This window comes from Kitasatospora sp. NPDC088861 (assembly GCF_044750105.1).
Classification (GTDB): Bacteria; Actinomycetota; Actinomycetes; order Streptomycetales; family Streptomycetaceae; genus Kitasatospora.
On record NZ_JBIVJF010000003.1, the window covers coordinates 333,091 to 353,319 of the forward strand.

The window sequence follows — 20,229 nt, forward strand, 5'->3', positions numbered from 1 at the left end:
CCTGTTACGCCCCCGGGGTTCACCCGGGTCAGCGGGCCCCGTACGGGCCGGGCGGGGCGCGGATCCGCGCGCCCTCCGGCCGACCTGGCGCGGACAGCGTGCTGCCGCGACTGCGTACCGTGACCCGGGCGTCGGCCCTCCGGTGACCCCGGTTCCCGGTCGGCAGGGCGTGGACAGCAGGGCCGAGCACCGTCCCGGGAAGCAGCGGGGGGCGCTGTGCGTTGCGTCGGAGTGGTACGTCGAACGCTGTGCCGCACCAGGTACGGCAGTGCGCGGAAGGGGCCCGATGGAAGCCGGCGGCAGGTGGACGACCTGGTGGCAGAAGCGTGAGCGTCAGCGGGCCAGGTCGGGTGAGGTGGACGGCCCCGCCGCCCGGCTCGATCAGCTGCTCGGCGCGGTGCGCGCCGGATTCCCGCTCGCGCCGGCCGCGCATCCGGCCGGCTACCGCTGCTCCTGCGACCGGGTGGCCTGTCCGGCGCCCGCCCAGCACCCGGTCTCCTTCGCCTGGCAGACCCAGGCCACGACCGACCCCGAGCAGCTCGCCCGCTGGCTCGCCCGCGATCCGCAGACCAACTTCATCACCGCCACCGGCCGCGCCCACGACGTCCTGGACGTCCCGGTCGAGGCCGGCCGGCTGGCTCTGGAGCGGCTGACCGAGCGGGGCGTCGAGGGCCCGGTCGCCGCCGTCGGCGAGGACCGCTACCTGTTCTTCACCGCCACCCGGGGCACCCCGCAGGACGAGGACGAGTGGTGGCCGAGCGTCCTCGACTCCACCCCGGACACCATGTCCGAGCACCCCGGCCTGCGCTGGCACTGCCGCGGCTCGTACACCCTGCTGCCGCCGGCCGCGCTGCCGGACGGCTCGCAGGTGCGGTGGCTGCGCGGGCCCGAGCAGCCGCTGCCGGACCCGCTGCGCGTCCTGGACGTGCTCACCGACGCCTGCACCGAGGTGGGCGCCGTCGCCGAGGAGCAGTGGCTCATCGGCTGAACCGGCGCCCGGCCGGGGGTCACGGCAGGGTGAGGACCTCCGCGCCGTCCGCCGTGACCACCAGGGTGTGCTCGAACTGGGCGGTGCGCTTGCGGTCCTTGGTGACGACCGTCCAGCCGTCCGGCCAGATCTCGTAGTCGTAGGTGCCCAGGGTGAGCATCGGCTCGATGGTGAAGGTCATCCCCGGCTTGATCACCTCGGTGGCCCGCTCGCTGTCGTAGTGCGGGATGATCAGGCCGGAGTGGAACGACGTGTTGATGCCGTGCCCGGTGAAGTCCCGCACCACGCCGTAGTCGAAGCGCTTGGCGTAGGACTCGATGACCCGCCCGATCACGTTGATCTGACGGCCGGGCTTGACGGCCTTGATCGCCCGGTTGAGGGATTCGCGGGTCCGCTCGACCAGCAGCCGGGACTCCTCGTCGACGTCGCCGACCAGGTAGGTGGCGTTGAGGTCGCCGTGCACTCCGTGGATGTACGCGGTGGCGTCGATGTTGACGATGTCGCCGTCCTGGAGCACGGTCGAGTCCGGGATGCCGTGGCAGATCACCTCGTTGATCGAGGTGCAGACCGACTTGGGGAAGCCGCGGTAGCCGAGGTCGGACGGGTACGCGTCGTGGTCGCACATGTAGGTGTGGGCGACGGCGTCCAGCGCGTCGGTGGTGACGCCGGGGGCGATCAGCTTGGCGGCCTCCGCCATCGCCTGGGCGGCGATCCGGCTCGCGATCCGCATCTTCTCGATCGTCTCGGCGGTCTGCACCTCGGGCCCGGTGTACGGCGTCGGGGCGGGCCGCCCGACGTACTCGGGGCGCGCGATGTGCGCCGGGACCTTGCGGGTGGGGGACTGGATGCCGGGTACGAGAGCCATGGCCGCGAGTCTATCGGCCGCCCCCGGCGCGCCCGGGCGGTGTGCGCGGCGGCCCCGGCCGGGGAATGATCGGTACGACCCCATCGCTTCGACGGGAGGGCACCATGCCCCTGGGATTCCACCGCAAGCCGACCGGCAAGCCCGGCGAGTGGTTCTACTGCATCAAGCACGGCAAGGTCGAGGAGGGGCCGGAGTGCCCCGCCAAGGACCGCCTCGGCCCGTACGACAGCCCGGAGGAGGCCTCGCACGCCCTGCAACTCGCCGACGAGCGCAACCGGGAGTGGCGGCAGGGGGACGAGCGCTGGAACGACACGCCGAAGGACGGCGGCGGCGAGTAGCGGCCGGGGCGGCGTCCGGCGGACGGCTTCTGCCGTCAAGCCGTCGCCGCCGGCCGGCCGGCCGCCGTCAGTCCGTCGCCGCGGCGGCCTCCCGCTCCCGCTGCTGCTCCCGCTCGCGCTCCGCGCGCTCGTGCCCGGCGCGGACGGCGGCGGTGTGCGGGTCGGTGCGGTCGTCGTAGGCGAGCAGCTTGGGCAGCGCGGCGGCCACCGCGAGGACGGCGACGACGCAGATCAGGCCGCCGCTCCAGACGGCGGCGCGGACGCCGACCAGCCCGGCCATGGTGCCGGCCCGGACCTGGCCGAGCTGGGGGCCGACGGAGTAGCTGAGCAGTTCGACGCCGGCCATCCGGCCGCGCACCTCGTCCGGGATGGACTGGTTCCACATGGTCGAGCGGGCCAGCCCGCTGATCTCGTCGGCGCCGCCGGCCAGCGCCAGGCCGAGCAGCACCAGCCAGATGCTCCCGGACAGGCCAGCCAGGGCCATGGCCGCGCCCCAGCCGACGGCGGCGACCACCAGCAGCCGGCCGTGCCGGTGGATCCGGGACGTCCAGCCGCTGGTCGCCCCGACCAGCAGGGCGCCGGCCGCGGAGGCCGCGTACATCGGGCCGAGCGCCCAGTCCGCGCCCAACTCGGAGGCCAGGAAGGGGAAGACGGCCACCGGGAAGGCGAACAGCATCGCGCAGAGGTCGATCGTGTAGGTGCCGAGCAGGTCCTTGCGGCTCCACGCGTACCGGACGCCGGTGAGCACCGCCCGCACCGACGGCCGCTCGGCGCCGGTGGCCGGCGGCACCGCCCGGATCCGGACGAGCAGCAGCAGCGATGCGGCGAAGGTGAGCACGTCCAGCGCGTACGCCGTCCCCACCCCGGAGAACGCCACCACGACGCCGGCCAGCGCCGGCCCGGCCACCGAAGCGGCGTTGCGGTACAGGGAGTTGAGGGCGAACGCGGCGGTCAGGTGCTGGTGCGGGACGATCCGCGGGGTGAGCGAGTCCAGGGCCGGGCGCTGCAACCCGTCGCAGGCCGCGACCAGCGCGGCGACCAGGTAGATCGGCCAGAGCAGCGGGGACGGCAGCAGCGCGTTGAGCAGCAGCAGGCCGGCGAGCAGACCCAGCCCGGCCTCGGCCCGCAGCACCAGCTTCCGGCGGTCCAGGGCGTCGGCGAGGGCGCCGCCCCACAGGCCGAAGACGATCAGCGGGACGAGCTCGAAGGCGCCGATCAGGCCGACCGCGAAGGAGGAGCCGGTCAGCTCCTTGATCTGCATCGGCACGGCGACGTAGGTCAGGTAGCTGCCGAAGCTGGTGACGCAGCCGGAGAGCCAGAGGAAGCGGAAGTCGCGGGAGGCGCGCCAGGGCGAGAGGTCGGGCGCGAGCGAGCGCAGCAGCGTGCGCAACCGTCCGGAGGTGCCAGGGGGATGCGGGGGTTCGTCGTCGTTCACGAACCAGCATCCTCGAACGCGGGCTGCCGGGTTCGCAAAGGGTTTTTCAGCCCGACACACGACCGTCAGCCCGACACCTCGCTGACAACGGCCGGGTCGGGCCCGGGCTACCAGCGGCTGATCGTGGGCGGTGCGGTCAGCCGGCCGGCGAGTTCGGCGAGCCGGTCCAGCGCGGTGCGGCGGGCCGGGGGCCGCCCGGCGGCGGCGCTGACCAGGTGCTGGGCGAGGTCGAAGGGCTCCTCGTCGGCGGTGCCGACGGCGAGCCGCTCGTGCGCGAGCCCGCCGAGGTCGCCCGGCTCGGCGGGGGCGGCGCCGTCCAGCGCGAGCACGGTCGCGCCGTGCCGGCGGGCGTCCTGCACCCGTTCCAGCAGCGGCGCGCCGGCCGTCTCCGGCGCCACCACCAGGACGGTGGCGCCGCGCCCGGCCCCGGTGAGCCGACTCAGGCCGTGCGCGAGGTGCGCCGGGGCGCCGGCCGGCGGAGCGTGCCGCAGCAGGGTGGGCGCCAGTCGGGGGACGGCCGACCAGGCGGCCTCGTCGGCCAGGTGCGCGGCCAGATGCCAGGGCTCGTACGCCTCGGTGCCGATCAGCAGCAGCTCGCCGGCCCCGCGCCGCGACACCGAGCGCCGCAGCGACCCGGCGAAGCCGCCGACCGCCTCCAGCCAGCCGGTGCCCGCCAGGTGCTGCCGGAGTGCCGAAACTCTCACCGCGTCCATGCGGCCCAGAATGTCGCGTCCGGCCGGGGGTTTGACAGGATCGGCCCATGACTTCCCTCGATTCAGCGACAAACCCGGCCCACGAACTGCCGGACGTCTCACAGCTGGTGATCGGTGTCCTCGGCGGCACCGGCGACCAGGGGCGCGGCCTGGCCCTGCGACTGGCCAAGGCCGGCCAGCAGGTGATCATCGGCTCGCGCGACGCGGCCCGGGCCGAGGCCTCCGCCGCCGAACTGGGCCTCGGCGTGCGTGGCGCCGACAACGCCACCACCGCCCGGGAGAGCGACGTGGTGATCGTCGCGGTGCCCTGGGACGGGCACGCCTCGACCCTGACCGCGCTGCGCGAGGAACTGGCCGGCAAGATCGTGGTCGACTGCGTCAACCCGCTCGGCTTCGACAAGCAGGGCGCGTACGCGCTGAAGCCGGAGGAGGGCAGCGCCGCCCAGCAGGCCGCCGCGCTGCTGCCGGACTCCCGGGTCACCGCCGCCTTCCACCACCTCTCGGCGGTGCTGCTCCAGGACGAGTCGGTGGAGCAGATCGACACCGACGTCATGGTGCTCGGCGAGGAGCGGGCCGCCACCGACATCGTGCAGGCGCTGGCCGGCCGGATCCCCGGCATGCGGGGGATCTTCGCGGGCCGGTTGCGCAACGCGCACCAGGTGGAGTCGCTGGTGGCCAACCTGATCTCGGTCAACCGCCGCTACAAGGCCCACGCGGGCCTGCGGGTGACGGACGTCTGAGATCCGGTGGAGCCGTGTCGGCCTCACCCCTGGACCAGCTCCGGAGGTGAGGTCGGCGACAATGGGTGCGGCCGCAACCCGGCCGACCGCACCCGGCCCTAGGAGCCTCCCGCCATGCCCCGCACGTCCCTCTTCGCCCTGATCGTCGTCGTCCTCGCGCTGGCGGCCGCCGTGGTCTCGCTGACCCAGGGCTTCTGGCTGGGCCTGATCTGGCTCCCGATGGCCGGTGTGGCGAGCAACGTGCTCTGGATGAACCGCCGCCGCGCGAAGATCGCCGAGGCCACGGCCGCCGCCGCGGCAGCCGAGCAGGGCTAGTCGGCTAGTTCTTCCAGAAGCTGAACAGGTACCGGCCGAGCGTCGCGTAGTCCTGGTCCACGCCGAACAGGCTCATCAGGTCGTGGATGACCCCGAAGAAGAACGAGTTCACCGAGGGCTGCCACAGCAGCGCGAACACGGCCAGCAGCCCGTACGGCGCGAACGGCTCGACCGCGCGCCGGGTCTTGTACGACAGCCAGGGCTCGACGATCCCGTAGCCGTCCAGCCCGGGCACCGGCAGCAGGTTCAGCAGGGCGGCGCTGAGCTGGAGCAGGCCGAGGAAGCCGAGCGCGCCCGCGAACGGCGAGACGTTCAGCTCGTAGCCGTTCCAGACCGCGTGCACCGTCGGGTCGTCCAGCCAGCCGGCGCCGATCGGGATCAGCAGCAGGGCCGCGCACACCACGTTCACCAGCGGCCCGGCCGCCGAGATCAGGCTGTGCTTGAGCCGGCCCCGGATCCGGTCCCGCTCGATCCAGACCGAGCCGCCGGGCAGGCCGATGCCGCCCAGGATCACGAACACGATCGGCAGCACGAAGCTGAGCAGCACGTTGGTGTACTTCAGCGGGTTGAGCGTGAGGTAGCCCTTGGCGCCGACGCTGATGTCGCCACCGTGCAGGGCGGTGCGCGCGTGCGCGTACTCGTGCAGGCACAGCGAGACCATCCAGCCCGCCACCACGAACAGGAACACCCCGAACGAGGCGTTCCCGTAGCCCGAGTACACCGCCCAGCCGGAGGTGGCGAGGACGGCGAGGAGCACCCAGAACACCGGGCTGATCCGGCGGTCCTCGCTGCGTGAGCGCTGCGTGGCGGCGAAGGTCATGGTGTGGGTGCTCCGGGTGTCCGAGGAAAAGCGGGCAGGGGATCGATCATGCCGGGCGGGCCGGTGACCGGACAAGCCGTCCCGGGTGAACGTCCGAGGGCCCCGTCCGGGTTCCGCCGCCGGTGAGGGGCCCCTGGACAATTGTGCGCCCCGATCGCCGCCCATCGACCAGAATGGACCGGTGTACTACGGCATCCTCGGGACCACGACGGCCCACCACGACGACGGCACCCCGGTGCCGCTAGGCGGCGCCCGGCTGCGGGCACTGCTCACCGCGCTCGCCCTCCGGCAGGGCCGCCCGGTGCCCGCCGACCTGCTGGTGGACGAGGTGTGGGAGGCCGAGCCGCCCCAGGACTCCTCCGCCGCGCTCCAGACCCTGGTCGGCCGGCTGCGCCGGACCGTCGGCCGGGACGAGATCGGCTCCGGCCCGGCCGGGTACTGGCTGACCGACCCGGCCACCGACCTCGCCGAGTTCCAGCGGCTCGGCGCCGAAGGCCGCCGCGCCCTGGACACCGGGGACCACGCGCTCGCCGCCGAGCGGCTGCGCGCCGCCCTGGCGCTGTGGCGCGGCCCCGCCCTGGCCGACCTGCCGGACCGCAGCGGCCCGGCCGCCCGGCTGGAGACCCAGCGCGAGGAGGCCCGCCGCCACCGGATCACCGCCGAGCTCGGGCTCGGCCGGGCCGCCGAACTGGTCGCCGAGCTCACCGAGCTCTGCGAACGGCAGCCGCTGGACGAGCCGTTGCAGCAGCTGATGATCCGGGCGCTGCACGAGAGCGGTCGCACCGCCGAGGCGCTGCGCCACTACGAGCGGACCAGGCGCGCCCTCGCCGAGGAGCTCGGCGTCGACCCGGGGCGCCAACTCCAGTCCCTGTACGCCACGTTGCTGACCCCGGCCGAGGTCGAACCGGCGCCCGCCGCCGCGCCGACCACGCCCGCGCCGGAGTCCATACCGGCCCCGCCGACCCCGCCGGCCGCCGGGCGGTCCGGAGCGCCCCAACTCCCGCGCGTCGGCGGCAACCTGCGCGGCCGGCTGACCAGCTTCGTCGGCCGTGAGGGCGATCTCGCCGCACTGCGCGGGACGTTGACGGAGCATCGGATGGTCACCCTGACCGGCCCCGGCGGCTCCGGCAAGACCAGGCTCTCGATCGAGGCCGGCCGCGCCGAGCAGTCCGCCGGGCACTGGCCGGACGGCGTCTGGGTGGCCGAACTCGCCCCGCTGGAGACCCCGGACGCGGTGCCCGCCGCCGTGGTCTCCGCGCTCGGCCTGCGCGAGATCGTGCTGCACAGCGGCGGCATGGTCGCCGAGGTGATCGAGAAGCGCGCCGAGGACCCGGTGCGCCGGCTGGTCGAGCACTGCGGCCACCGCCGGATGCTGCTCGTCCTGGACAACTGCGAGCACCTGATCCAGGCCGCCGCCGACCTCGCCGACATCCTGCTCACCGAGTGCCCCGAGCTGACCGTGCTCGCCACCAGCCGGGAGCCGCTCGGCGTGCCCGGCGAGACCGTGCTGCCGGTCGAGCCGCTGCCCGACCCGGTGGCGCTGCGCCTGCTCACCGAGCGTGCCACCGCCGCCCGACCCGGCTTCGACCCGGACACCGACCCGGCGGCCTGCGCCGAGATCTGCCGCCGCCTGGACGGCCTGCCGCTGGCCATCGAACTCGCCGCCGCCCGGCTGCGGGTGATGACGGCGCGCCAGATCGCCGACCGCCTGGACGGCCGGTTCGCCCTGCTCACCGCGGGCAGCCGCACCCTGCTGCCGCGTCAGCAGACCCTGCGCGCGGTGGTCGACTGGAGCTGGGACCTGCTGGGCAAGCGCGAACGGGCGGTGCTGCGCCGGCTCTCGGTGTTCGCCGGCGGCTGGCAGCTGGAGGACGCCGAGGCGATCTGCGCCGACGGCGTCGAGGTGGTCGGCGGGGAGGTCGCCGACCTGCTGCTGTCGCTGGTCGACAAGTCCCTGCTGGTGGCCGACCTGGACGACGGCAGCCTGCCGCGCTACCGGATGCTGGAGACCATCCACGAGTACGCGACCGAGCGCCTCGCCGAGTCCGAGGAGGAGCGCGACGCGACCGGGGCCCGCCACCTGACGCACTTCCGTACCATCGCCGCCACCGCCTTCCTGAACATCCACGGCCCCCAGCAGCTGCACTGGCTGACGGTGCTGGAGCGCGAGCTGGACAACATCCGGGCCGCGCTGAGGCGCGCCATCGACCTCGGGGACGAGGAGCAGTCGCTGGTCCTCACCCTCGGCATGAGCTGGTACTGGTCGCTGCGCGGCTACAGCATGGAGGCCCGCGGCTGGTACGACGCCGTCGCGGCGCTCGGGCCGGATCCGTTCGGCCCGAAGCCGCCCGTACCGCTGGAGCGGGACGTGCTCTCCTACGGCCTGCCGATGCCCGAAGGGGTCGTCGAGGAGGCCCGCCGACTGCTCGCGATGTACCGGCTGATGGGTATGTTCGAGGGGAACCTGGACGTGCTCGGCAACCCGGTGGCGATCGCCGTCGCGGAGCAACTGCTGGAGGCCTACACCCCGGAGCTGCCGCAGGCCTACCGGTTCCCGGGCCTGATACGGGTGTTCGGGGCGTTCCTGGCCGGCCGGCTGGAAATGATGAGGAGCCTGCTGGACGACGCCGTCCGCGGCTGCGAGGAGCACGGCGGGCCGAACGACCTCGCGTTCATCCTGCAGCTCCGGGCCAAGATGCTGAACGACTGGCCGGGCGGGGCCGACCAGGGAATCCTGGACGGCCAGCGCTCCCTGGAACTGTTCGAGCAGGCCGGCAACCTCTGGGGGGTCTCCCAGGCCCTGTCCGCCCAGGGCGAGTCGCTGGCCAACCGGGGCGATCCGGAGGCGGCCGCCGTCGCGTACGAGCGGGCGATCGAGCTGGCCGAGGAGCTGGGGACGCCGCACGAGGTGCCGATGCTGCGGGTGAACCTCGGCTCCGCCCTGCTGGAGCAGGACATGGAGCGCGGCGAGCGGATCATCCGGGAGACGCTGGCCGGGCTGGACCACCACAGCGCGGACCACTCCTCCACCGGCGCGCTGCTGTTCGGCGGCCTCACGCTCTGCGGCGTCCACATGCTGCGCGGCGAGTACGAGCAGGCGCTGGCCGAGCTGGACCGGATGGAGGCGACCAGCGTCGGCAGCTTCGCCCCGGGGATCGTGACCGGGATGCTGACCACCACCCGGGGCTGGATCACCGCCCGGGCGGGCCTGCCGGACGAGGGGCTCGCGATGCTGCGCGAGGGGCGGACGCTGCTGCGCGAGACGTCGCGCACGAGCGGCTTCGGCGAGCAGATGACGGTCATGGTGGTCCCCGCGGTGGTGGGGGTGCTGCGCGCCTTCGCCGAGCGCGACGGCGACCTGGAGCGGGCCCGGCAGGCCACCGTGCTGCACGGCGCGCACCACGTGCTGAACGGCCCGAAGGGCGGCTACCTGGACCGCGTCGAGCGCGGCCGGGCGGCGACCGACCTGCGGGCCCAGCTGGGCGACGCCGCGTTCGAGGCCGCCCACGCCGCCGGCGAGGGCCTGACCCCGGAACAGATCCGGGAGCGGATGTACGAGTGGATCGGCTGACCGGCGTCCGTCCCTGGTCACCGGTCAGCCGACAGGAGTGGATCGGCTGACCGACGCCCGTCCCCGGCCGTCGGTCAGCCGTTCCGCCGGCCGGCCCCGTCCCCTGGTGCCGGTCGGTCGCCCCCCGGCCCTCCCCCGCGGAGGGTCGGCGGCCGTTCTCAGGTCCGCTTGCGGAAGCGGGCGACGGCGAGCGGCGCGAAGATCGCGGTGGTGGCCACCGACCAGATCAGCACGACCATCACCGGGTGGGCCAGCGGCCCCTGGCCGTTGAGCAGGGAGCGGGAGGCGTCGGCGAGCGCCGACAGCGGGTTGACCTTGGTGAAGGCCTGGAGCCAGCCCGGCATGGTGTCGGTCGGCGCGAAGATCGAGCTGCCGAACTGCATCGGCATCAGGACCAGCATGGCCACGCCCTGGACGGCCTGGGCGCTGCGCAGCGCCATGCCCAGCAGCATCGAGACCCAGACGATCGACATGCCGAACACCAGCGACAGGCCGACCGCGGCCACGACCTCCAGCGGACCGGTCTTCACCTCGAAGCCGATGCACATCGCGAAGCCGATCAGGATCACGAAGGAGAGCAGCGCCCGGCAGGTCTCGGCGGCCATCTTGGAGAGCAGGACGGAGGCCCGGCCGATCGGCAGGGTCCGGAAGCGGTCCATCACGCCGGTCTGGAAGTCGCTGTTCAGGCCGGTGCCGACGGCCATCGCGAGGGTGAGGCCGGTCTGCCCGAGCAGGCCGGGGATCATGTACTGCTTGTAGGAGTCCTGGTTGCCGGAGACGGCGCCGCCGAAGACGTAGACGAACAGCACCGTGAAGATGACCGGCATCAGCACGGCGTCGAACATCGACTCCGGGTCGGCCTTGATCCGCATCAGGTTGCGCCGGGTCAGTGCGCCGACGTGGCGGAAGGTGCCGGACAGGCCGATCCGGGGGTCCTCCACCCGGGTGGGGGCGACGGTGGCGGTGGTCATGCGACGGGCTCCTTGGCGAGGCTGGGGGCGGCGTCCGCGGTGTCGGCGGGCTTGCCGGTGATGGCGAGGAAGACCTCGTCGAGGCTGGGCACCTTGGTGTCGATGCCGGCTATCGCGAAGCCGCGGCCGCCGAGCACCCCGATGACGGCGGTCAGCTGCTCGTCGTTGGTGATCGGCACCGCGAGCAGCCCGGTGTCGGTGGAGACGGTGGCGCTGGTGATGCCGCGGTCGTGCAGGCAGCGGGCCATCTCGGGCAGCTCGGCCGGGTGGACGGCGCGGATCTGGAGGGTCTGGCCGCCGACCTTGGCCTTGAGCTCGGCCACGCCGCCGTTGGCGATCACCCGGCCGCGGTCGATGACGGTCAGCTCGTCGGCGAGCTGCTCCGCCTCCTCCATGTACTGGGTGGTGAGCAGCACGGTGCTGCCCTCGGCGACCATCCGCTGGACCTCGTCCCAGACCTCGTTGCGGGTGCGCGGGTCGAGGCCGGTGGTGGGTTCGTCCAGGTAGAGCACCTTGGGGCGGCCGATCATGCTGGCGGCCAGGTCGAGGCGGCGGCGCATGCCGCCGGAGTAGGTCTTGGCGGTCCGCTTGGCGGCCTCGGTGAGCGAGAAGCGCTCCAGCAGTTCGGCGGCCCGGGCCTTGGCCTCGCGGCTGGGGAGGTCGAGCAGCCGGCCGATCAGGTAGAGGTTCTCGTACCCGGAGAGGAGCTCGTCGACGGAGGCGTACTGCCCGGTGAGGCCGATGGTGCGGCGCAACTGCTTGGGCTGGCGCAGGACGTCGTAGCCGCCGACGAACGCGGTGCCGGCGTCGGGCTTGATCAGGGTGGAGAGGACCCGGACCAGGGTGGTCTTGCCGGCGCCGTTGGGGCCGAGCACGCCGAGCACGGTGCCCTCGCGGACGGTGAGGTCGACCCCGTCGAGGGCCTTGGTGGTGCCGTAGTGCTTGACGATGCCGCGGACCTCGACGGCGTTGCCCGCGGCGGTCCCCCGGTCGTTCGGGGCGGTGGCGATTCGTGTCATGCCCCTAGGTTGTCCGGCCCGGCTGTCAGCGGGCTGTCATGAGGGGGGCGGGCCCGGCGCTGCGCTGTCAGACCGCTGTCACCGGGGGAGCGGGCACACGGCAGCGGCCCCGCTCCCGGGCGGGGGAGCGGGGCCGTCGGCGGTTCACGCCCTAGCGGAAGCTGTGCTCCGCCGCCGGGAAGGCGCCGCCGCGGACGTCCTCGGCGAAGGCGCGGGCGGCGTCGCCGAGGACGGTCCGCAGGTCGGCGTACTGCTTGACGAACTTGGGCACCCGGCCCGCCGTCATGCCGGCCATGTCGGTCCAGACCAGGACCTGGGCGTCGGTGTCGGGCCCGCCGCCGATGCCGACGGTCGGGATGGTCAGCTGCTCGGTGACCTGGGCGGCCAGCTCGGCCGGCACCGCCTCCAGTACGACCGCGAAGGCGCCCGACTGCTGGACGGCCTTGGCGTCGCGCAGCAGCTGGTGCGCCGCCTCGTCGCCGCGGCCCTGGACGGGGTAGCCGCCGAAGGCGTGCACGGACTGCGGGGTGAGGCCGATGTGCGCCATCACCGGGACGCCGGCCTCGACCAGCAGCTCGATCGAGCGGGCGCTGCGCTCCCCGCCCTCCAGCTTGACCGCGCCGACCCCGGCCTCCTTCATCAGCCTGGCCGCGTTGCGCATGGCCTGCGCGGGGGACTCCTGGTAGGAGCCGAACGGCAGGTCGGCGACGATCATCGCGCGCTTGGTGCCGCGGACGACGGCGGCGGAGAGCATCACCATCTGATCCATGGTCACCGGCACGGTGGTCTCGTAGCCGAGGTGGCAGTTGCCGGCGGAGTCGCCGACCAGCAGGACGGGGATGCCGGCCTCGTCGAACACCCCGGCGGTGAGGGCGTCGTAGGCGGTGAGCATCGACCACTTCTCGCCGCGCTGCTTGGCGGTGGCGAGGTCGCGGACGGTGATGCGGCGGTTGGTGACCCCGCCGTAGAGGGTGGCGGTCGCCGCCTGGTTCTGGGCAGGCGAAGGCGAAGAAGCGTTCATCGAACGGACTCCTGAAGGGTTGTCGTCTCGTGGCGCCGTGCGGCGTCCCCGGATCACCTCCATGCTTGCACGCCCCGGCGTGCGCGCAAAGGGGCGTGCGGGCGGTCGGGTGCGATCTGCGGCACACCGGCGAGCGCGGGCGGCCCCGGGCTTTGCCGCGTTTTTACGAAACGGAGTCGTCTCGTATCGTAATGGCCGCTACCCTGGTGCCGGGGGGTTACGAGACGACCATGGCTCGGAATTGCCCGCCAGTGCCACACCACCACGGACGGGAAGACCAATGACCACCGCAGCCGCGCCACCCCGCGTGCCGGAAGCCATCCACCGCCGACGCTGGGCGATCCTCTGCACCCTGGTGCTCGCCCTGCTCGTCGTCGTCCTCGACAACTCGATCCTCAACGTCGCGATGAAGACCATCGCGACCCCCGCGCCGGTCGGCCTCGGCGCCAGCCAGAGCGACCTGGAGTGGTCGATCAACTCCTACACCCTGGTGTTCGCCGGGCTGCTCTTCACCTCCGGCCTGCTCGGCGACCGCTTCGGCCGCAAGCGCGCGCTGCTCGGCGGCATGGTGGTCTTCGGCATCGCCTCGCTGCTCTCCGCGCTGGCCGCCTCGCCCGGTGAACTCGTGGGCTACCGCGCCCTGATGGGCGTCGGCGCCGCGCTCGCGATGCCCGCCACGCTGGCCATCATCATGAACGTGTTCGAGCGCTCCGAGCAGCCCAAGGCGATCGGCATCTGGGCCGGCGCGGTCGGCCTGGCCATCGCCATCGGCCCGATCACCGGCGGCCTGCTGATCGAGCACTTCTGGTGGGGCTCGGTCTTCCTGGTCAACGTCCCGATCGTGATCGTCGCGGTGATCGCGATGATCGTCCTGGTGCCCGAGTCCAAGGACCCGAACCCCGGCAAGCTCGACCCGATAGGCGTGCTGCTGTCGATCATCGGCCTGGTCGCGCTGATCTACGGCATCATCAAGGGCGGCGAGCTGGCCGACTTCACCGCCGCCGAGGCCTGGGTGCCGACGCTGGTCGGCGTGCTGGCGCTGGCCGCCTTCGTCTGGTTCGAGGGCCGCACCCGCTTCCCCGCGCTGGACGTCACGTGGTTCCGCAACAAGGTGTTCAGCGCCTCCGTCGTGGTCGTCGGCGTGGTCTTCTTCGCGCTGATGGGCGTCTCCTTCTTCGGCGTCTTCTACATCCAGAGCGTGCGCGGCTACAGCGCGCTCCAGGCCGGCCTGCTGATGCTGCCGCTGGCCGTCGCCCAGCTGCTGTTCGCGCCGCGGGCCCGGCTGGTGGTCGACCGCTTCGGCGTCGCCGCCACCGCCGCCGTCGGCATGCTGCTGATCGCGGTCGGCTTCGTCGGCTACACCCTGCTGGGCGTCGACACGCCGATCTGGGTGCTGATCGTGCTCGGCCTGTTGATGGGTACCGGCATGGCGCACGTCATGCCGCCGGTCACCGTCGCGATCATGGCCTCGCTGCCCCGCGAGAAGGCCGGCGCGGGCTCGGCCGTCAACAACACCTTCCGCCAGGTCGGCGGCTCGCTCGGCGTCGCCGTGCTCGGCGCGGTGCTCTCCACCGTCTACCGCGACGGCATGACCGACACGCTCAACCAGCTGCCCGACGACCTGCGCGGCAAGGCCGGCGAGTCGCTGGAGGCCACCCTGGCCATCGCCGAGCGGATGGGCCCCAAGGGCGCCGCGCTGATCGGCCCGGCCGACGACGCCTTCGTCAGCGCCATGCACGTGGTGGCCTCGCTCTCCGCGGGCATCACGGTGGTCGGTGCGCTGATCGCCTGGTTCCTGCTGCCGCGCCGGTCGGCCGCCCCCGGCGGCCCGGCCGGGAAGGCCGCCGAGCAGCCCGACCAGAGTCGCAAGGCCGTGGCCGCGGACGCCTGACCCTCGATCGCGCTGAGCGACAATGGCCCTGTCACCCGGGTGAACCCCCGGGCGGCAGGGCCGAGGTCCAGGACGGCGGCCGCCACCCGGCCCGGTCCACGGACCACCATCGGAAACGGAACGGCGCCCGTGCGCCACGCGGACAGCGAGGGAGTACAGCGGGGATGAAGACGGACACCCCGGCCGCCGGGGCCGGACAGCCCTGCGCCGCCGTACGCCGCGGCCGCCCGCGCAGCGAGGCCGCCGAGCAGGCCATCTTCGCCGCCGTCGAGGACCTGATGGCCGGCGGCACCGCGCTGTCCGAACTCACCATCGAGGGCATCGCCGCCGCGGCCGGCGTCGGCAAGGCCACCATCTACCGGCGCTGGCCCAACAAGGAGGCCCTGCTGGTCGACGTGGTCAGCCGGCTGGAAGTCCCGATGCCCGCGCCGACCGACGGCACCGCCCGGGACCACCTGATCGAGATGATCGACTACATGCGCCGGCGCGGCCTCGCCAAGCGCTCCCGCTGGGTGCTCAAGGCCGCCCTCGGCCAGATGCAGGGCCTGCCCGACCTGTACAGCGCGTACCGCGACCGGGTGATCAAGCCGCGCCGGGAGGCGGGGCTCACCCTGATCCGCCGCGCCATGGACGAGGGCGTGCTGCGGTCCGACCTCGACGTCGAACTGCTCGGCGACATGCTGATGGGCCCGATCCTGTACCGCAGCATCCTCTGGGACGACTCCGACCTGGAGGACCCGGACCTGGCCCGCCGGATGGTCGACTCGCTGCTCGAAGGCCTGGCGCCGCACGCGGCCTCCGGCTCCCGCGGCTGAACGCGCTCCCGCGCCCCGGACCCCGCGCCCCGGTCCCGTACCCGCAGCGACCGGCACCGACCTGCGTCCGACCTGCACCGACCTGCACCGACCTGCACCGACCTGCGTCCGGCGTGGCCTGGCTCACCAAACCGGGCCACGCCGGAACCCGCTCCGACGGCCCCGCGTCTGTCCCGGCATAGGCTGAGCCGGGTATCCGATCAAACCGGCACCAGTCCGGCACCCGCCCGTACCGCACGGGCCGGACACCGGACCGGCGACGGCACGAACAACGGGAGCCACGGATGACGCAGGCGGACAGGACCGACCGGAGCACGGCCGGGCCCTGGGGCGAGGCGGGCGCCCCGGCCCCCGCGGGCCGTCCCGGAGGGTTCCTGGGCCTGCGGCACTGGGGCCGGGACGGCCGCGGCGCCACCACCTGGCGGCGCGGCCTGGTGGTCGCGGTGCTGGCCGTGCTCACCGCCCTGCTGATGGCCCTCCACGCCGACGTCCCCAACAGCGCCGGCAACCTCGGCAGCCTGCTGGAGACCTTCCTGCCCTGGATCGGCCTGGCCGTCCCGGTGCTGCTGGTCCCCGCGCTGCTGCGCCGTTCCGCCACCGCGCTGATCGCGCTGCTGCTGCCCGTCGCGATCTGGCTCAACCTGTTCGGCGGCCTGCTCAGCGACAAGAGCGGCGGCACCGGCGACTGGACGGTGGTCAGCCACAACGTCGCCGCCGCCAACCCCGACGTGCCGGGCACCGTCCGCGGCCTGGTGGCCTCCGGCGCCCAGATCGTCGCCCTCCAGGAACTGGCCGGCAAGCCGCTGCGCGACTACGAGAGCGGGCTCGCCGAGGCGTACCCGTACCACGAGGTGGAGGGGACGGTCGGCCTCTGGTCGAAGTACCCGATCAGCGGAGTCTCGCCGGTGGACCTCAAGATGGGCTGGACCAGGGCGTTCCGGGCCCAGGTCGCCACCCCGCAGGGCCCGGTCGCGGTGTACGTCGCGCACCTGCCGTCGGTGCGGCTGAAGGCCGAGGGCGGCTTCACCGTCGACCAGCGGGACGTCAGCGCGCAGGCGCTCGGCGACGCGATCCAGGCCGAGCCGGTGAAGAAGGTGCTGCTGCTCGGCGACCTCAACGGCACCATGAACGACCGCAGCCTGGCGCCGGTCACCTCGCAGATGCGCTCGGCCCAGGGCGCCGCCGGGGACGGCTTCGGCTTCAGCTGGCCGGCGTCCTTCCCGATGGCCCGGATCGACCAGATCATGAGCAAGGGCGGCCTCGCGCCGGTCGACTCCCGCACCCTGCCCCGGGACGGCAGCGACCACCTCGCGGTGGCCGCCACCTACCGGTTCAACTAGCTAGGTCAGCCCCGCCGCCAGCGGTTGGTGATCGGCAGGCGGCGGTCCCGGCCGAAGTTCTTGACCGAGATCTTGGGGCCCGGCGGGTACTGCCGCCGCTTGTACTCGGCGGTGTCGACCAGCCGGACCACCCGGTCCACCACGGCCGGGTCGAAGCCGGCCGCGACGATCGCGTCCCGCCCCTCGTCGCCCTCGATGTAGCGGGCCAGCACGCTGTCCAGCAGGTCGTAGTCGGGCAGCGAGTCGCTGTCCTTCTGGTCCGGCCGCAGCTCGGCGGACGGCGGCTTGGAGATGGTGTTCTCCGGGATCGGCGGCACCTCGCCGCGCCGCTCGGCCTCCTCGTTGCGCCAGTGGGCCAGCCGGAAGACCAGCGACTTGTAGACGTCCTTGATCGGCCCGAACGCGCCCACCGAGTCGCCGTACAGGGTCGAGTAGCCGACGGCCAGCTCGCTCTTGTTGCCGGGCGCGAGCACGATGTGCCCCTCCTGGTTGGAGATCGCCATCAGCAGGGTGCCGCGCAGCCGGGACTGCAGGTTCTCCTCGGCCAGGCCGGTCAGCTCGGTCGCGCCCAGGTAGGCATCGAACATCGGGGCGATGGAGACGGTGCGGTAGTGCAGCCCGGTCCGGCGGGCCAGCTCGGCCGCGTCGTCCCGGGAGTGCTGCGAGGAGTAGCGGCTGGGCATCGAGACGCAGTACACGTTCTCGGCGCCGATCGCGTCCACCGCGATGGCGGCCACCAGTGCCGAGTCGATGCCGCCGGAGAGGCCGATCAGCACCGAACGGAAGCCGTTCTTGGTGACGTACGCCCGGGTGCCGGAGACCAGCGCGGCCCAGATCTCCGCCTCGTCGGACAGCCGCGGCGCCACCTCGGGGGTCGGGGTGTCCGCGGGCGCGGCCTGCGGCTCGCCGCCCAGCTCGGTGCGGACGAGGTGCAGGCCGTCGCTCAGCAGCAGGCCGTCGGTGTGGTCGCCGCCGGCGGCCGGCAGGTCGAGGTCCAGCACCAGCAGGTGCTCCTCGAACTGCGGGGAGCGGGCCAGCACCTCGCCGTCCGCGCCGACCACGATCGAGTCGCCGTCGAAGACCAGCTCGTCCTGGCCGCCGACCATGTTGACGTAGGCCAGCGGGCAGCCCGCCTCGGCGGCCCGGCGCCGGACCAGCTCCAGCCGCTGGTCGTCCTTGTTCCGCTCGTACGGCGAGCCGTTGACCACCAGCAGCAGCCCGGCCCCGGCCTCGCGGGCCGCGGTGACCCGGCCGCCGTCCTGCCAGATGTCCTCGCAGATGGCCAGCGCGACGTCGACTCCGTGCAGCCGCAGCACCGGCAGCTGCTCGCCCGGGACGAACCAGCGGTACTCGTCGAACACGCCGTAGTTGGGCAGGTGGTGCTTGGCGAAGCGGGTCACCACCTCGCCCCGGTGCAACACGGCGGCGCAGTTCTGCGGGGAGCCGGCCGGGCGGCCGAACCTCGGCGAGGCGTGCTCGGAGCGCCCGAGGTAGCCGACCACCACCGGCACCTCGCCCAGCCCGTCGGCGGCCAGCCGCCCGGCCAGCTCGACCAGCGCGCCCCGGGACGCCTCGACGAAGGAACTGCGCAGGGCGAGGTCCTCGACGGGGTAGCCGGTCAGGGCCATCTCGGGGAAGGCGACCAACTGGGCGCCGGCCTCCACGGCCTGCCTGGTCCAGCGCACCACCTCATCGCTGTTGCGGGCGATGTCACCGACCCAGGGGTCGATCTGGCTCAGGGCGAGACGGAGATTGGGCATGCCTCCGAGTGTAATCGTCGATCTGACGCAATGTGCTGCCCGGGGGGTCGGACCGGGGTCCGGACTGCCGTCCCGCGCGGTGATCGGCCATGATGGGGGCAGTCGCGTCCGGGGGTCTTCCGGGCGTAACACGAGCGTAAAGAGCAGAGGTGAGACTGTCCCCATGGGCAAGCAGCAGCAGTTCGTGCTTCGGACGCTTGAGGAGCGTGACATCCGGTTCGTCCGGCTGTGGTTCACCGACGTGCTCGGGTTCCTGAAGTCGGTCGCGGTGGCTCCGGCCGAACTGGAGCAGGCCTTCGAGGAGGGCATCGGCTTCGACGGCTCGGCGATCGAGGGCTTCGCCCGGGTCTACGAGTCCGACATGATCGCCAAGCCGGACCCGACCACCTTCCAGATCCTGCCGTGGCGCTCGGAGACCCCCGGTACCGCCCGGATGTTCTGCGACATCCTGATGCCCGACGGCTCGCCGTCCTACGCCGACCCCCGGTTCGTGCTCAAGCGCACCCTGGAGAAGGCCTCCGCCCAGGGCTTCACCTTCTACACCCACCCCGAGATCGAGTTCTTCCTGCTGAAGAACCTGCCCGGCGACGGCACCCCGCCGATCCCCGCCGACCAGTCCGGCTACTTCGACCACACCCCGCGCGGGGTCGGCCACGACTTCCGCCGACAGGCCATCACCATGCTGGAGTCGATGGGCATCTCGGTGGAGTTCTCCCACCACGAGGGCGCCCCCGGCCAGCAGGAGATCGACCTGCGCTACGCCGACGCGCTGTCCACCGCCGACAACATCATGACCTTCCGTCTGGTCATGAAGGAGGTCGCGCTGGAGCAGGGCGTGCACGCCAGCTTCATGCCCAAGCCGTTCTCCGACCACCCCGGCTCGGGCATGCACACCCACCTGTCGCTGTTCGAGGGCGACCGCAACGCCTTCCACGAGACCGGCGCCGAGTACCAGCTCTCCAAGGTCGGGCGCTCCTTCATCGCCGGCCTGCTCAAGCACGCCGCCGAGACCGCCGCCGTCACCAACCAGTGGGTGAACTCCTACAAGCGGATCTGGGGCGGCTCCCAGCGCACCGCCGGCGCCGGCGGCGAGGCCCCGTCCTACATCTGCTGGGGCCACAACAACCGCTCGGCGCTGATCCGGGTGCCGATGTACAAGCCCGGCAAGCAGGGCTCCACCCGGATCGAGGTCCGCTCCCTGGACACCGGCTGCAACCCGTACCTCGCCTACGCCGTCACCCTCGCGGCCGGCCTCAAGGGCATCGAGGAGGGCTACGAGCTCCCGCCGGGCGCCGACGACGACGTCTGGGCGCTGTCCGACTCCGAGCGCCGCGCCCTCGGCATCCAGCCGATGCCGCAGAACCTCGGCGAGGCGATCGACCTGATGCAGCGCAGCGAGCTCGTCGCCGAGACCCTCGGCGAGCACGTCTTCGACTTCTTCCTGCGCAACAAGCGGCAGGAGTGGGAGGAGTACCGCTCCGAGGTGACGCCGTTCGAGCTGCGCAAGAACCTCCAGGTGCTGTGAGCACCTGAGGCTCCCAAACACCTCCGGGCCCGCTGTCGTTCGATCGGATGACAGCGGGCCGTCCGCTGGGGTGGGATCGCTTCCCCAATGGCGGTATGTGAA

At 73.0% G+C, this 20,229-nt stretch carries 17 protein-coding genes; 9 read left to right on the forward strand and 8 right to left on the reverse strand.

The genetic code is table 11. The annotated features are described in order from the left end of the window. The first annotated feature begins 286 nt into the window (after positions 1-286). Positions 287-988: a bifunctional DNA primase/polymerase gene (locus tag ACIP37_RS08305; protein ID WP_363580851.1), complete on the forward strand. Its 702-nt coding sequence runs from the start codon at positions 287-289 to the stop codon at positions 986-988. Between the two features lie 19 nt (positions 989-1,007). On the opposite strand, the gene map is transcribed toward ACIP37_RS08305, so the two are convergent. Next, the gene (gene map, locus ACIP37_RS08310; RefSeq protein WP_063347361.1) at positions 1,008-1,853 is read right to left on the reverse strand and encodes a type I methionyl aminopeptidase; all 846 of its coding nucleotides are present in this window, start codon (positions 1,851-1,853) and stop codon (positions 1,008-1,010) included. Positions 1,854-1,957: 104 nt separating this feature from the next. On the opposite strand from map, the gene ACIP37_RS08315 reads away from it, so the two are divergent. Continuing rightward, the gene (locus ACIP37_RS08315) at positions 1,958-2,191 is read left to right on the forward strand and encodes a hypothetical protein (RefSeq protein WP_363580853.1); all 234 of its coding nucleotides are present in this window, start codon (positions 1,958-1,960) and stop codon (positions 2,189-2,191) included. 67 nt (positions 2,192-2,258) lie between these two features. Here the strand turns inward: ACIP37_RS08315 and ACIP37_RS08320 are convergent, their stop codons facing one another. Beyond that, positions 2,259-3,626, reverse strand: a complete 1,368-nt coding sequence (locus ACIP37_RS08320; RefSeq protein ID WP_363580855.1) for an MFS transporter — start codon at positions 3,624-3,626, stop codon at positions 2,259-2,261. A gap of 107 nt (positions 3,627-3,733) precedes the next feature. Further along, the gene (locus ACIP37_RS08325; protein WP_400805564.1) at positions 3,734-4,339 is read right to left on the reverse strand and encodes a hypothetical protein; all 606 of its coding nucleotides are present in this window, start codon (positions 4,337-4,339) and stop codon (positions 3,734-3,736) included. A gap of 47 nt (positions 4,340-4,386) precedes the next feature. On the opposite strand from ACIP37_RS08325, the gene npdG reads away from it, so the two are divergent. Together npdG and ACIP37_RS08335 are read left to right on the forward strand one after the other, a co-directional pair. After that, on the forward strand, positions 4,387-5,079 hold the full coding sequence (gene npdG / locus ACIP37_RS08330) for an NADPH-dependent F420 reductase (protein WP_363622329.1): 693 nt from the start codon (positions 4,387-4,389) through the stop codon (positions 5,077-5,079). Between the two features lie 114 nt (positions 5,080-5,193). Further along, positions 5,194-5,394, forward strand: a complete 201-nt coding sequence (locus tag ACIP37_RS08335) for a hypothetical protein (protein ID WP_363372195.1) — start codon at positions 5,194-5,196, stop codon at positions 5,392-5,394. 4 nt (positions 5,395-5,398) lie between these two features. Here ACIP37_RS08335 and ACIP37_RS08340 read toward each other — a convergent pair whose 3' ends face one another. Further along, the gene (locus ACIP37_RS08340) at positions 5,399-6,214 is read right to left on the reverse strand and encodes a site-2 protease family protein (RefSeq protein WP_400805565.1); all 816 of its coding nucleotides are present in this window, start codon (positions 6,212-6,214) and stop codon (positions 5,399-5,401) included. A 181-nt stretch (positions 6,215-6,395) separates the two neighbouring features. On the opposite strand from ACIP37_RS08340, the gene ACIP37_RS08345 reads away from it, so the two are divergent. Then, on the forward strand, positions 6,396-9,785 hold the full coding sequence (locus tag ACIP37_RS08345; RefSeq protein WP_400805566.1) for an AfsR/SARP family transcriptional regulator: 3,390 nt from the start codon (positions 6,396-6,398) through the stop codon (positions 9,783-9,785). A 158-nt stretch (positions 9,786-9,943) separates the two neighbouring features. Here the strand turns inward: ACIP37_RS08345 and ACIP37_RS08350 are convergent, their stop codons facing one another. The 3 genes from ACIP37_RS08350 to panB all read right to left on the reverse strand — a co-directional run bounded on the left by ACIP37_RS08350 (position 9,944) and on the right by panB (position 12,796). Further along, entirely contained in the window at positions 9,944-10,756 is an 813-nt protein-coding gene (locus ACIP37_RS08350) for an ABC transporter permease (RefSeq protein ID WP_363580864.1), read from the reverse strand. After that, a complete protein-coding gene (locus ACIP37_RS08355; RefSeq protein ID WP_363580866.1) occupies positions 10,753-11,775 on the reverse strand; it encodes an ATP-binding cassette domain-containing protein in 1,023 nt (340 codons plus the stop codon). The genes ACIP37_RS08350 and ACIP37_RS08355 overlap by 4 nt, the downstream gene beginning before the upstream one ends. 151 nt (positions 11,776-11,926) lie before the next feature. Then, positions 11,927-12,796 (reverse strand): 3-methyl-2-oxobutanoate hydroxymethyltransferase, encoded by an 870-nt coding sequence (gene panB, locus ACIP37_RS08360; protein ID WP_363580868.1) that lies wholly within the window; start codon positions 12,794-12,796, stop codon positions 11,927-11,929. 280 nt (positions 12,797-13,076) lie between these two features. Here panB and ACIP37_RS08365 point away from each other — a divergent pair, with 280 nt between their 5' ends. From ACIP37_RS08365 to ACIP37_RS08375, 3 genes are all read left to right on the forward strand, one after another. Then, on the forward strand, positions 13,077-14,687 hold the full coding sequence (locus ACIP37_RS08365; RefSeq protein ID WP_363580870.1) for an MFS transporter: 1,611 nt from the start codon (positions 13,077-13,079) through the stop codon (positions 14,685-14,687). Between the two features lie 164 nt (positions 14,688-14,851). Further along, complete coding sequence (locus tag ACIP37_RS08370) at positions 14,852-15,502, forward strand: TetR/AcrR family transcriptional regulator (RefSeq protein ID WP_363580872.1); 651 nt, start codon at positions 14,852-14,854, stop codon at positions 15,500-15,502. A gap of 470 nt (positions 15,503-15,972) precedes the next feature. Next, the gene (locus tag ACIP37_RS08375) at positions 15,973-16,842 is read left to right on the forward strand and encodes an endonuclease/exonuclease/phosphatase family protein (protein ID WP_363580978.1); all 870 of its coding nucleotides are present in this window, start codon (positions 15,973-15,975) and stop codon (positions 16,840-16,842) included. 5 nt (positions 16,843-16,847) lie between these two features. On the opposite strand, the gene ACIP37_RS08380 is transcribed toward ACIP37_RS08375, so the two are convergent. Then, a complete protein-coding gene (locus ACIP37_RS08380) occupies positions 16,848-18,602 on the reverse strand; it encodes an NAD+ synthase (protein ID WP_363580874.1) in 1,755 nt (584 codons plus the stop codon). Positions 18,603-18,765: 163 nt separating this feature from the next. Here ACIP37_RS08380 and glnA point away from each other — a divergent pair, with 163 nt between their 5' ends. After that, a complete protein-coding gene (gene glnA, locus ACIP37_RS08385) occupies positions 18,766-20,127 on the forward strand; it encodes a type I glutamate--ammonia ligase (RefSeq protein ID WP_363580876.1) in 1,362 nt (453 codons plus the stop codon). Positions 20,128-20,229: the final 102 nt, after the last annotated feature.

Bases quoted from the DNA above. Each gene is read 5' to 3' on its own strand.
- map (WP_063347361.1), bottom strand. From the start codon at position 1,853: ATGGCTCTCGTACCCGGCATCCAGTCCCCCACCCGCAAGGTCCCGGCG.
- npdG (WP_363622329.1), top strand. From the start codon at position 4,387: ATGACTTCCCTCGATTCAGCGACAAACCCGGCCCACGAACTGCCGGAC.
- ACIP37_RS08365 (WP_363580870.1), top strand. From the start codon at position 13,077: ATGACCACCGCAGCCGCGCCACCCCGCGTGCCGGAAGCCATCCACCGC.
- ACIP37_RS08335 (WP_363372195.1), top strand. From the start codon at position 5,194: ATGCCCCGCACGTCCCTCTTCGCCCTGATCGTCGTCGTCCTCGCGCTG.
- glnA (WP_363580876.1), top strand. From the start codon at position 18,766: ATGGGCAAGCAGCAGCAGTTCGTGCTTCGGACGCTTGAGGAGCGTGAC.
- ACIP37_RS08370 (WP_363580872.1), top strand. From the start codon at position 14,852: ATGAAGACGGACACCCCGGCCGCCGGGGCCGGACAGCCCTGCGCCGCC.
- ACIP37_RS08350 (WP_363580864.1), bottom strand. From the start codon at position 10,756: ATGACCACCGCCACCGTCGCCCCCACCCGGGTGGAGGACCCCCGGATC.
- ACIP37_RS08305 (WP_363580851.1), top strand. From the start codon at position 287: ATGGAAGCCGGCGGCAGGTGGACGACCTGGTGGCAGAAGCGTGAGCGT.
- ACIP37_RS08355 (WP_363580866.1), bottom strand. From the start codon at position 11,775: ATGACACGAATCGCCACCGCCCCGAACGACCGGGGGACCGCCGCGGGC.
- ACIP37_RS08340 (WP_400805565.1), bottom strand. From the start codon at position 6,214: ATGACCTTCGCCGCCACGCAGCGCTCACGCAGCGAGGACCGCCGGATC.
- ACIP37_RS08375 (WP_363580978.1), top strand. From the start codon at position 15,973: ATGGCCCTCCACGCCGACGTCCCCAACAGCGCCGGCAACCTCGGCAGC.
- ACIP37_RS08325 (WP_400805564.1), bottom strand. From the start codon at position 4,339: ATGGACGCGGTGAGAGTTTCGGCACTCCGGCAGCACCTGGCGGGCACC.
- ACIP37_RS08380 (WP_363580874.1), bottom strand. From the start codon at position 18,602: ATGCCCAATCTCCGTCTCGCCCTGAGCCAGATCGACCCCTGGGTCGGT.
- ACIP37_RS08315 (WP_363580853.1), top strand. From the start codon at position 1,958: ATGCCCCTGGGATTCCACCGCAAGCCGACCGGCAAGCCCGGCGAGTGG.
- panB (WP_363580868.1), bottom strand. From the start codon at position 12,796: ATGAACGCTTCTTCGCCTTCGCCTGCCCAGAACCAGGCGGCGACCGCC.